The following is a 12,856-nucleotide window of genomic DNA, read 5'->3' on the forward strand; positions in this document are numbered from 1 at the left end:
TTGATGCAGACTCCGCGGTTCAATAAAACGACTATCTGGGGGCGGCTGCCGGCATTTCTCTTCTGCGCAGCCGTATTGTTGTCCGCGACACCGCGGGTCTTTGCACAAACCGACGATCCGCTCGTCGCCCGCCGCACGGCCGCCGATCTTCTCGATCGCATTCACCAGGCCGCGCAGCAGCAGAACTACGAGGGCGCGTTCGTTTATCAGCGGGGCAACTTCGTTCAAACGTCGCGCATCGCGCATTACGCGACCCGTGCCGACGGCGAATTCGAGCAACTTGAAAGCCTCGACGGCAAGCCGCGCAAGATGCTGCGTCATAACGACGAGCTCTACACGTTCGTGCCGGAACGCCACTTGTGCGTCGTTGAAAAACGCCAGAACAAAGACTCGTTCCCCGCGTTGCTGGCTGTGAGCGGCGAACAGGTTCTGTCCGTGTATGAGCCGAAACTGCTCGGCGACGATCGCGTTGCCGGCGTCGAAAGTCAGGTGATCGAACTCGATCCGAAAGACGCGTACCGCTTCGCTTACAAACTGTGGGCCGACAAGAAGACCGGCTTGCTGCTGCGCGCGCAGACGCTCGACCCGAACGGCCAGGTGCTCGAACAACTGTCGTTCTCCCAGATTCGCATCGGCGTGCCCGTCGACAAGACGGGCATTGTCAACGGCATTCGCAATACCGCCGGCTGGACCGTGGTGCGCCCGCCCATTGAACCGGTGGATATGGCTGCACAAGGCTGGCAGTTCGGGGCCTCGGTGCCGGGTTTTCGCAAGATCCGCGAATTGCGTCGTCCGATGGCGGCGCGCGAGGCGGGCCAGCCGACCATTCCGGTCGATCAGGCTGTGTTCTCGGACGGGCTCGCCGCGGTCTCGGTGTTCATCGAGCCGGTTGAGAACAACACGCGCAAGGAAGGCGCGGGCAGCAGCGGTGCGACGCACGTGCTGGTGAAGCGGCGCGGCGATTTCTGGATTACCCTGCTCGGCGAAGTGCCCCAGGCCACGTTGCAGCAATTTGCCTCTGCCATAGAATACAAGGCTCCGAAGTAATTCTCCGACTCCTGAATCCCTCGGCTTCCTACGATATGACGACTTTCTCGGTGCGCAAATTCCTCGCGGCCGCGGTGGTGGCGGCATGTTTGCCGTTCGCACCGCACACGGCGTCGGCCGCTTCCGCCGCCAATCTGCCCGACTTCACCGACCTTGTCGACAAGGTCGGTCCGGCGGTCGTCAACATTCGCACGACCACGCGCGCGACGAGCAGCGGCCCGCGCGGCGCGTTGCCGCCGGGTATGGACGACGGCGACATGTCGGAGTTCTTCCGGCGCTTTTTCGGCATTCCGATGCCGCAGTCGCCGCAATCTCCAGGCGCGCCGCGCGGCGGCGATAACGGTGGCAGCGGCGGAAGTGGCGGCGGTCAGGACACGCCCGACAGCAACGACCCCGAACAGAACAGCGGCGTCGGCTCGGGCTTCATCCTGTCGGCTGACGGCTACGTGATGACTAACGCGCACGTCATCGACGACGCGGACACCATCTACGTCACGCTGACCGACAAACGCGAATTCAAGGCGAAGCTCATCGGCGTGGACGATCGCACCGACGTCGCAGTCGTGAAGATCAGCGCCGCGAATCTGCCGACCATCACCATCGGCGATTCGAACAAGGTTCGCGTGGGCGAGTGGGTCGTCGCGATCGGTTCGCCGTTCGGCCTCGAAAACACGGTGACGGCCGGCATCGTCAGCGCGAAGGGGCGCGACACCGGCGACTATCTGCCGTTCATCCAGACCGACGTGGCCGTCAATCCGGGTAACTCGGGCGGGCCGCTCATCAACATGCAGGGCGAGGTGATCGGCATCAACTCGCAGATCTACAGCCGCACCGGCGGTTTCATGGGCATTTCGTTCGCGATTCCGATCGACGAAGCGATGCGCGTCGCCGATCAGCTCAAGGCGTCGGGCAAGGTCGTGCGCGGCCGGATCGCCGTGGCAATCGGCGAAGTGACCAAAGACGTCGCCGATTCGCTCGGCTTGCCGAAGGCGCAGGGCGCGCTCGTCAGCAGTGTCGAGCCGGGCGGCCCAGCGGACAAGGCCGGCGTGCAGCCGGGCGACATTATCCTGAAGTTCAACGGCCATTCGGTCGATACCGCGACGGACCTGCCGCGCATGGTCGGCGACACGAAGCCGGGCACGAAGGCCACCATCACCGTGTGGCGCAAGGGCCAGACGCGCGACCTGCCCGTCACCATCGCCGAAATGCAGCCGGACAAGACCGCCAAGGCCGACCAGAAGAAGCCGCAGCCGCCGAAGCAGCGCGCCACGAACGCCTTGGGCGTGGCCGTCAGCGACATTCCGGCCGATCAGTTGCGCGCGCTCAAACTGCGCAACGGCGTGCAGATCGACGCAGTGGACGGTCCCGCTGCGCGAGTCGGCTTGCAGAAGGGCGACATCATTTTGCGCGTCGGCGATACCGACATCACGAGCGCAAAGCAGTTCGACGAACTGAGCTCGCATCTGGATTCGCAAAAGATGGTCGCGCTGCTGGTTCGCCGCGGCGAGAACACGCAGTTCGTGCCGATTCGTCCGCGCGGCGTTCAGAAATGACGGAGAGGGCGCCGCTCACGCTCTACGGGCGCGCGTGGTGCCATCTGTGCGACGACATGCGCGCCGCGCTCGAGCTCTTGCTGGCCGAGTTCGGCGCGCAGGTCGAAGTTGTCGACGTCGACAGCGACCCGTTGCTCGAAGCCCGCTACAACGAACTTGTGCCGGTTTTGCTGTGCGACGGCGTCGAGCTGTGTCATTACCATCTGGACGAATCGCGGGTGCGCGCTGCGCTCATGGCGCGCGCTAAGGCCGCATCGGCGGCCACACGTTGAGAGCGGCCGCGCTCTCGTCATCAGGCGCTGGCACGCGCTTTCAGCTCTGGCGGAGGTCGAATCGCGCGTGCTGCGCCGTTCGTCTCGCCGTCCCACCCTCGCAAGATCCGCCGGGCACCTGCCTTTTCGGCTAAAATAGACAGGTTTTTCACCTACTTACAAGGCGTGCTCCGCTATTGTCCGAGCGCGCCTTTTTTGCTTGATCGGCACTGAATGGATCATATTCGTAACTTCTCGATCATTGCGCACATCGACCACGGCAAGTCGACGCTTGCCGATCGCATCATCCAGATTTGCGGCGGCTTGTCCGACCGCGAGATGGAAGCCCAGGTGCTCGACTCGATGGACCTCGAGCGCGAGCGCGGCATCACCATCAAGGCGCAAACCGCGGCGCTGGCGTATCGCGCGCGCGACGGCAAGGTCTACAACCTCAACATGATCGACACGCCGGGCCACGTCGACTTCTCGTACGAAGTCAGCCGCTCGCTGTCCGCGTGCGAAGGCGCGCTGCTGGTTGTCGACGCGAGCCAGGGCGTCGAGGCGCAAACGGTCGCGAACTGCTACACGGCAATCGAACTCGGCGTCGACGTCATTCCGGTGCTCAACAAGATCGATTTGCCGGCCGCCAACCCCGAGAACGCGATCGCCGAAATCGAAGACGTGATCGGCATCGACGCAACCGACGCCACGCATTGCAGCGCGAAGACCGGCCAGGGCGTCGAAGACGTGCTCGAAGCGCTGATCGCGAAAGTGCCGCCGCCGAAGGGCGATCCCGAAGCGCCGCTGCAGGCGTTGATCATCGACTCGTGGTTCGATAACTACGTCGGCGTCGTCATGCTGGTGCGTATCGTCAACGGCACGCTGCGTCCGAAAGACAGAATTCGCATGATGGCCACCGGCGCCCAATATCCGGTCGAGCATGTCGGCGTGTTCACGCCGAAGTCGAAGAATCTGGAATCGCTGTCGGCGGGGCAAGTGGGCTTCATCATCGCGGGCATCAAGGAATTGGCCGCGGCGAAAGTGGGCGATACGGTCACGCTGCTGAATCGTCCGGCTGCCGAGCCGCTGCCGGGCTTCAAGGAAGTGAAGCCGCAGGTGTTCGCCGGTCTCTATCCGGTCGAAGCAAACCAGTACGACGCGCTGCGCGACTCGCTCGAAAAGCTGAAGCTCAACGACGCGTCGCTGCAATACGAGCCGGAAGTTTCGCAAGCGCTTGGCTTCGGTTTCCGCTGCGGCTTCCTGGGCCTGCTGCATATGGAGATCGTGCAGGAACGTCTCGAGCGTGAGTTCGATATGGACCTGATCACCACGGCGCCCACGGTGGTCTACGAAGTCGTGCAACGCGACGGCACGACGATCATGGTCGAGAATCCGGCGAAGATGCCGGAGCCGTCGAAGATCGAGGAAGTGCGCGAGCCGATCGTCACCGTGAATCTGTACATGCCGCAAGACTACGTCGGCCCGGTGATCACGTTGTGCACGCAAAAGCGCGGCACGCAGATCAACATGCAATATCACGGCCGCCAGGTGCAGCTGACCTACGAAATTCCGATGGGCGAAGTCGTGCTCGATTTCTTCGACCGCCTGAAGTCCATTTCGCGCGGCTATGCGTCGATGGATTACGAGTTCAAGGAATATCGCGCGTCGGATGTGGTGAAGGTCGACATGCTGATCAACGGCGACAAGGTGGACGCGCTGTCGGTCATCGTGCACCGTTCGCAAAGCCAGTATCGCGGCCGCGAAGTCGCGGCGAAAATGCGCGAGCTGATTCCGCGGCAAATGTACGACGTGGCGGTTCAGGCCACCATCGGCTCGAACATCATCGCGCGTGAAAACATTAAAGCGTTGCGTAAGAACGTGCTGGCAAAATGCTACGGCGGCGACATTTCTCGTAAAAAGAAGCTGCTGGAAAAGCAGAAGGCAGGCAAGAAGCGAATGAAGCAAGTGGGGTCCGTCGAGATTCCGCAAGAGGCTTTCCTCGCCATCCTGCGTGTCGAAGACAAATAAGACGAACAACGGAATCCTATGAATTTTGCGCTGATTCTTTTTGTGCTCGTCGTTTTGACGGGCGTCGCATGGGTCGCAGACAAACTGGTGTTTATGCCGCAACGGCGGCACGCGGCAGATGCCGTGGTCGCCGAGTTCGACCGTCAGCAGGAACGCGTGGGCGAGCGTTTCGCCGACGAAAACGCCGCGCAAACGCGCGCGCGTCTGCGTGACGACAAGCTGCGCCAGCCTTGGTGGCTCGAGTATTCGGCGAGCTTTTTCCCCGTCATTCTGGTGGTTTTCGTGGTGCGCTCGTTCGTTGTCGAGCCGTTCAAGATTCCGTCTGGTTCGATGGTGCCGACGCTGCTGGTGGGCGATTTCATCCTCGTCAACAAATTCGATTACGGCCTGCGTCTGCCGATCGTCAACACGAAAATCACCGAAGGCCGTCCGCTTCAGCGCGGCGACGTGGTCGTGTTCCGCTACCCGAAAGACGAGTCGGTCGACTACATCAAGCGCGTGATCGGCTTGCCCGGCGACACCGTTGCCTATCAGGACAAGCAGCTGACCATCAACGGCAAGCCGGTGCCCGAAACGCCGCTGCCCGATTATCTCGACGAAGAGCGTCTCGGCTATGCGAAGCAGTTCGAAGAAAATCTCGACGGCCGCAAGAACGCGATTCTGAACAATCCCGCGGTGCCGCCGTTTATCGTCGGTGCCGAAGATTATCCGTATCGCGATAACTGCAGCTACAACGCGCGCGGCGTGATCTGCAAGGTGCCGCCGGGCAATTACTTCATGATGGGCGATAACCGCGATAACAGTGCGGACAGCCGCTATTGGGGCTTCGCGCCGGACAAGAATATCGTCGGCCGCGCGTTTTTTATCTGGATGAACTTCAGCAATCTCAAGCGCATCGGTTCGTTCCAGTGAGCGATCACGCGCGATCCCTGTAAGTGGCAACGTGCTATCACGCCACTTTAAGAAAGTCCGGTAACGTCGCTTCACCACGCTTTTTCCGCTGGCCGTACCGCGTTTTCGCCCGGTACGGCGCCCGCGTTATACTCTGCCCATGCCCTCATCTCCGTTGGAAAGCCGTCTGCGCTATGAATTTCGCAATGCGGAATTGTTGCGCCAGGCTTTAACGCACCGCAGTCACAGTTCCACGCATAACGAACGGCTCGAATTTCTTGGCGACTCCGTTCTGAATTGCGCGGTGGCTGCGCTTTTGTTCCAACGTTTCGGGAAGCTGGACGAAGGCGATTTGTCGCGCGTCCGTGCAAATCTGGTCAAGCAGCAATCGCTGTACGAAATCGCTCAGGCCCTGAATATTTCCGAAGGCCTTCGCCTCGGCGAGGGCGAACTGCGCAGCGGCGGCTTCCGTCGGCCGTCGATCCTCGCCGACACGCTCGAAGCCGTGCTGGGCGCGGTGTTCCTCGACGGCGGCTTTGACGCCGCGCAGACGGTCATCAAACGTCTTTACGTGCCGATTCTCGATCACATCGACCCGCGCACGCTCGGCAAGGACGCCAAGACGCTCCTTCAGGAATATCTGCAGGGACACAAGATCGCGCTGCCGACGTACACCGTCGTCGCCACGCATGGTGCGGCGCATAATCAGCAGTTCGAAGTCGAATGCACCGTGCCGAAGCTGGACGTGAAGGTGTCCGGCTCGGGCGCGAGCCGCCGCGCGGCGGAGCAAGCCGCGGCGAAGAAGGCGCTCGACGAAGTCATGGCCGCGGCGCCGGCTGTCGTCTCCAAGTCGAAGCGGTCGAAGGGCGCGCGCGCGGCGAAAAAGGCCGAGGCTGAGATCGTGCCGGGCGTGACCGGCGTGCAGGCGGCGCTGGATCTGCGCAGTCCCGACCGCAAGAACGAACGCGCGGCAGCGCGCGGCGAAATGCGGACGGCGCCGGCCGCTGAACCGATACCGGAACGCACGGCGATCGCGGTGGCGGCCGTCGCTGCGCCGCTCGCGGTGATTCGCGCCGCGCATGTCGAGTACAGCGCGCCGGAGAAATCCGAGCGCACGGACAGGGTCGAAAGAGGCGAAAAGGCGGATAAAGCCGACAAGCTAGACAAGCCCGCCGCCGAAGCGAAGATGGCCGAAGCCAGGCCCGCCGAAGTCAGGCCCACCGACCCAAAACCCGCCGAACCCGCCGCCCGCACAACCGACAAGCCGCACCGCACTCGCGACGCCGCGGCTAGTGCGGCGGCCAGTGCAGCGGCCAATGCGGCGGCCAGCTCCGCATCGCCCGCAACGAACGCGGCGGCGCCCACCGAACACGAACCCGGCGTAGCCGACGCGGTACAAACGCGCGTCGCCGACGCGGGCCATTGATTGCCCCGGCGCGCGACTTCTGCGCGTCCCCGAACCTGCCGTAGCCCGAATATGAACGCTCCCACTCCCACTGGTTTTCGCTGCGGCATGGTCGCGATCGTCGGCCGTCCGAACGTCGGCAAATCCACGCTGATGAACGCGCTGGTCGGCCAGAAAGTCAGCATCACGTCGCGCAAGGCGCAGACTACGCGCCATCGCATCACCGGCATTCACACGCTCGAAGACGTCCAGTACATTTTCGTCGACACGCCCGGCTTTCAGACCAAGCATAGCGGCGCGCTGAACCGTTCGCTGAACCGCGCGGTGACGTCCACGCTGACTTCCGTCGATGCGATCCTGTTCGTGATCGAAGCCGGCCGTTTCGGCCCGGACGACCAGAAAGTGCTCGACCTGATTCCGCCGTCGGTGCCCACGCTGCTGATCGCGAACAAGCTCGATCGCGTGTCGGATAAAGATTCGCTGTTCCCGTTCATGCAGCAGATGAGCGCGCTGCGTCCGTTCAACGAGATCGTGCCGCTGTCGGCCAAGAATCCCGACGACATCAAGCGTTTGATGGCGACCATCAAACCGTATCTGCCGGAAGGCGCGCCGATTTACGGCGAAGACGATCTCACCGATCGCAGCGAACGCTTTCTGGCGGCCGAAATCCTGCGTGAAAAAGTGTTCCGCTGGACCGGCGACGAACTGCCGTACACGAGCACCGTGCTGATCGACAAGTTCGAAACCGAAGGGCGCCTGCGCCGAATCTTCGCGACGATTCTCGTCGAACGCGATACGCACAAGGCAATGATCATCGGCCAGAAAGGCGCGAAGCTGAAGCAGATCAGCACCGAGGCGCGCCTCGACATGGAAAGACTGTTCGACGGCCCGATATATCTCGAAACCTTCATCAAGGTGAAGAGCGGCTGGGCCGACAACGAAGCGGGACTTCGTGCGTATGGGTACGAATGACGCGTGGGTCACGCTGAATTCCGGCACCGACCCGGACGACTCCGAGTCGGCCGAGCCGTCGCGCGGCCGCTCGAAATCCGTTCGCGCTAGCCGCCAAAGTTCCACCAGAAAGACCTCCAGCGCCGATGCCGGCGCTGCCGGCGACGCGCCGCGCAAGACGCCGGCTCGCAAGTCGTCGCGCTCGGGCTCCGCTTCCGAATACCGGATCGCCGAGCAGCCCGCATTCGTTCTGCACAGCTATCCGTATCGCGAGACGAGTCTGATCATCGACGTGTTGTCGCGCGATCATGGCCGCCTCGCGCTCGTCGCGAAGGGCGCGAAGCGTCCGCACTCTGCGTTGCGCGGCGTGTTGCAGACCTTCCAGCCGCTCGCGCTGTCGTGGTCGGGCAAGTCGGAAGTGCGCACGCTGACTGGCGCCGAATGGGTCGGCGGCATGTTGCCTTTGACGGGCGACGCGCTGCTGTGCGGCTTCTACGTGAACGAGCTGCTCGTGAAGTTTTGCGCGCGCGAAGATCCGCATCCGCAACTGTTCCATCACTACGTCGTCACGATGACGCGCCTCGCGCATGACGAGCCGCCCGTGCAGGTGCTGCGCTCGTTCGAGCGCGTGCTTTTGCGCGAGACCGGCTACGCGATGTCGCTCGATCGCACGGTCACGCGCAAAGCGGTCGATGCCGGCAAGCGCTACGTGTTCGACCCCGAGCGCGGCGTGCGCGAAGCCTCCGACGACTTGCCCGCTCAATGGCCCGTGGTCGCGGGCCAAACCTTGCTCGATATGGAACAGGACGATTACCATCGAGCGCAGACCGTGGCGCAAAGCAAAACGCTGATGCGCTTTCTGCTCAATACTTACCTTGGCGGCACGCCGCTCGCGACGCGCCAGATCCTGATCGACTTGCAGAACTTATGAGCTTCTTTCTAACGTCGCCGAATGTGATCGATCTCGGCGTGAATATCGATCACGTCGCCACGCTGCGCAACGCGCGCGGCACGTCGTACCCCGACCCGATCCGCGCCGCGTTGATGGCGGAGGAGGCCGGCGCCGACGCCATCACGCTGCATCTGCGCGAGGACCGCCGCCATATCGTCGACGCCGACGTGCGCGCGCTGCGTCCGCTGCTGAAGACGCGGATGAATCTCGAATGCGCGGTCACGCAGGAAATGCTCGACATCGCTTGCGACGTGCAGCCGCACGACGTCTGCCTCGTGCCGGAAAAGCGCCAGGAATTGACGACTGAAGGCGGGCTCGACGTGGCCGGCCAGTTCGAGGCTGTGCGCGCCGCATGCAGGCAGCTCGCGGACGCGAACTCGCGCGTGTCGCTTTTCATCGATCCTGACGAGACGCAGATTCGCGCGGCGCACGAAGCGGGCGCGCCGGTGATCGAGCTGCATACCGGCCGCTACGCCGAAGCGCACGATCCCGCGGAACAGCAGCGCGAATACGAGCGCGTGGTCCGCGCGGTCGAATTCGGCGCGACGCTCGGCATCAAGGTCAATGCGGGCCACGGCCTGCACTACACGAACGTCCAGCAGATCGCGGCGATCGACGGCATCGTCGAACTGAACATCGGTCACGCGATCGTCGCGCACGCGATCTTCGCGGGCTGGGACAACGCGGTGCGCGAGATGAAGGCGATCATGGTCGCCGCGCGTCTCGGCGCACGCGCCTGATGCCGTCGCCGGGACGGTCGCGCCTATGACGATCTACGGTATCGGCACGGACATCGTGCAAGTGAGCCGCGTCGCCGCGGTGATGACGCGCACCAACGGCCGCTTTGCCGAGAAGGTGCTCGGCCCCGACGAACTGCGCGTCTATCACGCACGCAATGCGCGGTCGGCGGCGCGCGGGCTCGCGTTTCTGGCCACGCGCTTTTCGGCGAAGGAAGCCTTCTCGAAGGCGATTGGCCTCGGCATGCACTGGCCGATGACATGGCGCGCGCTGCAAACGCTCAACAAGCCGAGCGGCGAGCCGATGGTGGTCGCGTCGGGCGAACTCGCCGAATGGCTCGACGCGCGCGGCATCACCGCGCGCGTGACGATCAGCGACGAGCGCGATTACGCGGTGTCGTTTGTGATCGCCGAAAGCGCTGAGCCGTCATCCCGCGTTGAATAGACACCACTCCGAATGCGGCCGAAACGGCCGCGTCTGTCCTTGCACGCAATCTTCCAACGGAATTCGATGAAAACCATTCCCGGACCGGTGATGCTCGACGTCGTCGGCAAAACGCTGAACGACGACGACAAGCGCCGCCTTGCTCACCCGATGACCGGCGGCGTGATCCTGTTCGCGCGCCACTACGAGAGCCGCGCGCAACTCATCGCGCTGACCGATTCGATCCGCGCGATTCGCGACGATCTGCTGATCGCGGTCGATCACGAAGGCGGCCGCGTGCAACGCTTTCGCACCGACGGCTTCACCGTGCTTCCGGCGATGGGCAAGCTCGGCGCGCTGTGGGACAGCGACGTTCTGCACGCCACCAAGGTCACGACCGCGGTCGGCTATATCCTCGCCTCCGAGCTGCGCGCGTGCGGCATCGACATGAGCTTCACGCCGGTGCTCGATCTGAACTACGGGCAGTCGCAGGTGATCGGCGATCGCGCGTTTCATAGCGATCCGCGCGTGGTGACGCTGCTTGCCAAGAGCCTCAACCACGGTCTCGCGCTGGCCGGCATGAGCAACTGCGGCAAGCATTTTCCGGGGCACGGTTTTGCCCATGCCGATTCGCACGTCGCGATGCCCGTCGACGATCGTTCGCTCGACGAAATTCTGCGCGACGACGTCGCGCCGTACGATTGGCTCGGTTTGTCGCTGGGCTCGGTGATTCCTGCGCACGTCGTCTATCCGCAAGTCGACTCGAAGCCGGCGGGTTTTTCGCGCGTGTGGCTGCAGGAGATTCTGCGCGGCAAGCTGCGCTTCGAAGGCGCGATTTTCAGCGACGACCTGTCGATGGAAGCCGCGCGGCAGGGCGGCACGCTCACCGAAGGCGCGACCGCGGCGCTGCAGGCCGGCTGCGACATGGTGCTGATCTGCAATCATCCGGAACAGGCCGAAAAGGTGCTGGACGAGTTGCGCTTCACGCCGTCGAAGGAATCGCAGCAGCGGCTTAAGCGGATGCGCCCGCGCGGCAAGGCGCTCAAGTGGAGCAAGCTGGTCGCGCAGCCGCAGTATCTGCAAGCGCAGACGTTGCTGCGCAGCGCGTTCGCCTGAGCGGCGAGCGGAGGCAACAAGGAAACGGCGCCTTGCGAACAAGGCGCCGTTTTTCATTGCACGTTCGCGCGCGAAGCGCGCTGTGTGTCAGTTCAGCCGCATCCGCTGCAGCTTGTTATAGAGCGTCTTGGGACTGATACCGAGCAGCGACGCCGCGCGATGACGCGTGCCGCCGACCGCATCGAGCGTCGCGCGAATCAGCATCTCTTCGACATCGGCGAGCGGCGTGCCGACCGTGACCTGCACGCGGCTGCCGTTCAGATCGCGGCCGTTGACGGAGCCCGCTTCGTCGGCGCGCAACGATTCGAGCACATCGCCCGACGCGAGATAGGCGCGCCGCACGCGGTCCTCCAGCTCACGCACGTTGCCCGGCCATTCGTAGCTCAGACATTCGCGCAGGAAATTCGGCCCGACCTGTTTCGCGACATCCGACGCGCCGCGTGCAGCGGCGTCCTGATTCAGTTCGTCGACGATGGCCTGCGCGATCAGCGCCGGGTCCTCACCGCGCTCGCGCAACGGCGGCAGCGTCACGGCGGCGGCTTCCAGGCGCAGCGCGAGATCTTCGTGCAGGCTGCCGTCGGCGACCGCGGCGCGCGGCGCCTTGCGCGTCGACGCGATCAGGCGGAAATCGGTCACCACCTGGCTCGTTCCGCCGACGCGCATGAAGGTCTGCGAATCGAGCGCGCGCAGCAGCGCCTCCTGCTGGGCGCGCGGCAACTCCGCGATTTCGTCGATGAAAAGCGTTCCGCCGCTCGCCTGCTCGAAGAGACCAGGCTCGCGCTGCTCCGCGCCGCTGAACGCGCCGCGTTCGTGGCCGAACAGGATGCTATCGAGCGAACGGAGCGCCGCCGTGCCGCCCGCGCTGCGGCAGTCGAGCGTCACGAAAGGACCTTTGCGGCGCCGGCTCATGTCGTGCATCGTGCGCGCGGCGACCTGCTTGCCGGTGCCGGCTTCGCCCGAAATCAGCACGGCCGCTTCCGTCGGCGCGATATGTTCGATGGTGTCGTAGACGTGCTGCATCGCGCCGCTGCGGCCGAGCATCGAGCCGAAGCGACCCAGTTGGCGCAGCGACGTACGCAGCGTCTGAACTTCCTCGGTCAGCTCGTACGGCCGCGGAATGCGCGCGAGCAGACTGCGCAGCCGCGGAATGTTGACGGGCTTCAGCAGATAGTCCCAGATGCCGTGCCGCAAGCCCTCGATCGCGCTTTCGACGGTCGCGTTGCCCGTCATGACGATGACCGGCAACGCGCCGCCTGGCGGATGCGCGGGCAGATGCTGCAACAGGTCGAGCCCGCTGCCGTCCGGGAGATTCAGGTCGACCAGCACGACATCGGGGATGAAGCGTGTGAGCGCGGCCCGTGCCTCGGCGATGGTCGTCGCCGTGTCGACGGAAAAGCCGTCGGCAGCAAGAATGGCGGACAGACCAGACAGGCTATTGGGATCGTCTTCAACAATCAGGGCGTGTGGCATGGCGAGCGCAACTTTTTAAATGAATGGAATA

The 12,856-nt window shown here is 63.8% G+C and carries 12 protein-coding genes; 11 read left to right on the plus strand and 1 reads right to left on the minus strand.

The window, feature by feature from the left end:
* Nucleotides 1-3: 3 nt before the first annotated feature.
* From BGRAMDRAFT_RS26370 to nagZ, 11 genes are all read left to right on the plus strand, one after another.
* Nucleotides 4-1,047 (plus strand): MucB/RseB C-terminal domain-containing protein, encoded by a 1,044-nt coding sequence (locus BGRAMDRAFT_RS26370; protein ID WP_006051941.1) that lies wholly within the window; start codon nt 4-6, stop codon nt 1,045-1,047.
* 35 nt (nt 1,048-1,082) lie between these two features.
* Nucleotides 1,083-2,600: a DegQ family serine endoprotease gene (locus BGRAMDRAFT_RS26375; protein ID WP_006051942.1), complete on the plus strand. Its 1,518-nt coding sequence runs from the start codon at nt 1,083-1,085 to the stop codon at nt 2,598-2,600.
* Nucleotides 2,597-2,872, plus strand: coding sequence for a glutaredoxin family protein (locus BGRAMDRAFT_RS26380; protein ID WP_006051943.1), 276 nt, complete (start codon nt 2,597-2,599; stop codon nt 2,870-2,872). The genes BGRAMDRAFT_RS26375 and BGRAMDRAFT_RS26380 overlap by 4 nt, the downstream gene beginning before the upstream one ends.
* 213 nt (nt 2,873-3,085) lie before the next feature.
* On the plus strand, nt 3,086-4,879 hold the full coding sequence (gene lepA, locus BGRAMDRAFT_RS26385) for a translation elongation factor 4 (RefSeq protein ID WP_006051944.1): 1,794 nt from the start codon (nt 3,086-3,088) through the stop codon (nt 4,877-4,879).
* An 18-nt stretch (nt 4,880-4,897) separates the two neighbouring features.
* Nucleotides 4,898-5,791: a signal peptidase I gene (gene lepB, locus BGRAMDRAFT_RS26390; protein ID WP_006051945.1), complete on the plus strand. Its 894-nt coding sequence runs from the start codon at nt 4,898-4,900 to the stop codon at nt 5,789-5,791.
* Between the two features lie 139 nt (nt 5,792-5,930).
* Nucleotides 5,931-7,196 (plus strand): ribonuclease III, encoded by a 1,266-nt coding sequence (rnc, locus tag BGRAMDRAFT_RS26395; RefSeq protein WP_006051946.1) that lies wholly within the window; start codon nt 5,931-5,933, stop codon nt 7,194-7,196.
* Nucleotides 7,197-7,247: 51 nt separating this feature from the next.
* Nucleotides 7,248-8,147 (plus strand): GTPase Era, encoded by a 900-nt coding sequence (gene era / locus BGRAMDRAFT_RS26400; protein WP_029967782.1) that lies wholly within the window; start codon nt 7,248-7,250, stop codon nt 8,145-8,147.
* Nucleotides 8,134-9,057 carry a DNA repair protein RecO gene (recO, locus tag BGRAMDRAFT_RS26405; RefSeq protein WP_006051948.1) on the plus strand — a complete coding sequence of 308 codons (924 nt, stop codon included), beginning with the start codon at nt 8,134-8,136 and terminating at the stop codon, nt 9,055-9,057. Before era ends, recO begins: the two co-directional genes overlap by 14 nt.
* The gene (gene pdxJ / locus BGRAMDRAFT_RS26410; protein ID WP_006051949.1) at nt 9,054-9,818 is read left to right on the plus strand and encodes a pyridoxine 5'-phosphate synthase; all 765 of its coding nucleotides are present in this window, start codon (nt 9,054-9,056) and stop codon (nt 9,816-9,818) included. Before recO ends, pdxJ begins: the two co-directional genes overlap by 4 nt.
* 25 nt (nt 9,819-9,843) lie before the next feature.
* Nucleotides 9,844-10,260: a holo-ACP synthase gene (gene acpS, locus BGRAMDRAFT_RS26415; RefSeq protein WP_006051950.1), complete on the plus strand. Its 417-nt coding sequence runs from the start codon at nt 9,844-9,846 to the stop codon at nt 10,258-10,260.
* A gap of 66 nt (nt 10,261-10,326) precedes the next feature.
* Nucleotides 10,327-11,355: a beta-N-acetylhexosaminidase gene (nagZ, locus tag BGRAMDRAFT_RS26420; RefSeq protein WP_006051951.1), complete on the plus strand. Its 1,029-nt coding sequence runs from the start codon at nt 10,327-10,329 to the stop codon at nt 11,353-11,355.
* Between the two features lie 87 nt (nt 11,356-11,442).
* Here nagZ and BGRAMDRAFT_RS26425 read toward each other — a convergent pair whose 3' ends face one another.
* Nucleotides 11,443-12,825 carry a sigma-54-dependent transcriptional regulator gene (locus tag BGRAMDRAFT_RS26425; protein WP_006051952.1) on the minus strand — a complete coding sequence of 461 codons (1,383 nt, stop codon included), beginning with the start codon at nt 12,823-12,825 and terminating at the stop codon, nt 11,443-11,445.
* Between the last annotated feature and the right edge of the window lie 31 nt (nt 12,826-12,856).

Source organism: Paraburkholderia graminis C4D1M (genome assembly GCF_000172415.1).
In the GTDB taxonomy this organism is placed as follows: Bacteria; Pseudomonadota; Gammaproteobacteria; order Burkholderiales; family Burkholderiaceae; genus Paraburkholderia; species Paraburkholderia graminis.

What these genes read in the sequence shown, in the direction of transcription:
- BGRAMDRAFT_RS26370 (WP_006051941.1), top strand. Translation starts at nt 4, where the DNA reads ATGCAGACTCCGCGGTTCAATAAAACGACTATCTGGGGGCGGCTGCCG.
- BGRAMDRAFT_RS26375 (WP_006051942.1), top strand. Translation starts at nt 1,083, where the DNA reads ATGACGACTTTCTCGGTGCGCAAATTCCTCGCGGCCGCGGTGGTGGCG.
- BGRAMDRAFT_RS26380 (WP_006051943.1), top strand. Translation starts at nt 2,597, where the DNA reads ATGACGGAGAGGGCGCCGCTCACGCTCTACGGGCGCGCGTGGTGCCAT.
- lepA (WP_006051944.1), top strand. Translation starts at nt 3,086, where the DNA reads ATGGATCATATTCGTAACTTCTCGATCATTGCGCACATCGACCACGGC.
- lepB (WP_006051945.1), top strand. Translation starts at nt 4,898, where the DNA reads ATGAATTTTGCGCTGATTCTTTTTGTGCTCGTCGTTTTGACGGGCGTC.
- rnc (WP_006051946.1), top strand. Translation starts at nt 5,931, where the DNA reads ATGCCCTCATCTCCGTTGGAAAGCCGTCTGCGCTATGAATTTCGCAAT.
- era (WP_029967782.1), top strand. Translation starts at nt 7,248, where the DNA reads ATGAACGCTCCCACTCCCACTGGTTTTCGCTGCGGCATGGTCGCGATC.
- recO (WP_006051948.1), top strand. Translation starts at nt 8,134, where the DNA reads ATGGGTACGAATGACGCGTGGGTCACGCTGAATTCCGGCACCGACCCG.
- pdxJ (WP_006051949.1), top strand. Translation starts at nt 9,054, where the DNA reads ATGAGCTTCTTTCTAACGTCGCCGAATGTGATCGATCTCGGCGTGAAT.
- acpS (WP_006051950.1), top strand. Translation starts at nt 9,844, where the DNA reads ATGACGATCTACGGTATCGGCACGGACATCGTGCAAGTGAGCCGCGTC.
- nagZ (WP_006051951.1), top strand. Translation starts at nt 10,327, where the DNA reads ATGAAAACCATTCCCGGACCGGTGATGCTCGACGTCGTCGGCAAAACG.
- BGRAMDRAFT_RS26425 (WP_006051952.1), bottom strand. Translation starts at nt 12,825, where the DNA reads ATGCCACACGCCCTGATTGTTGAAGACGATCCCAATAGCCTGTCTGGT.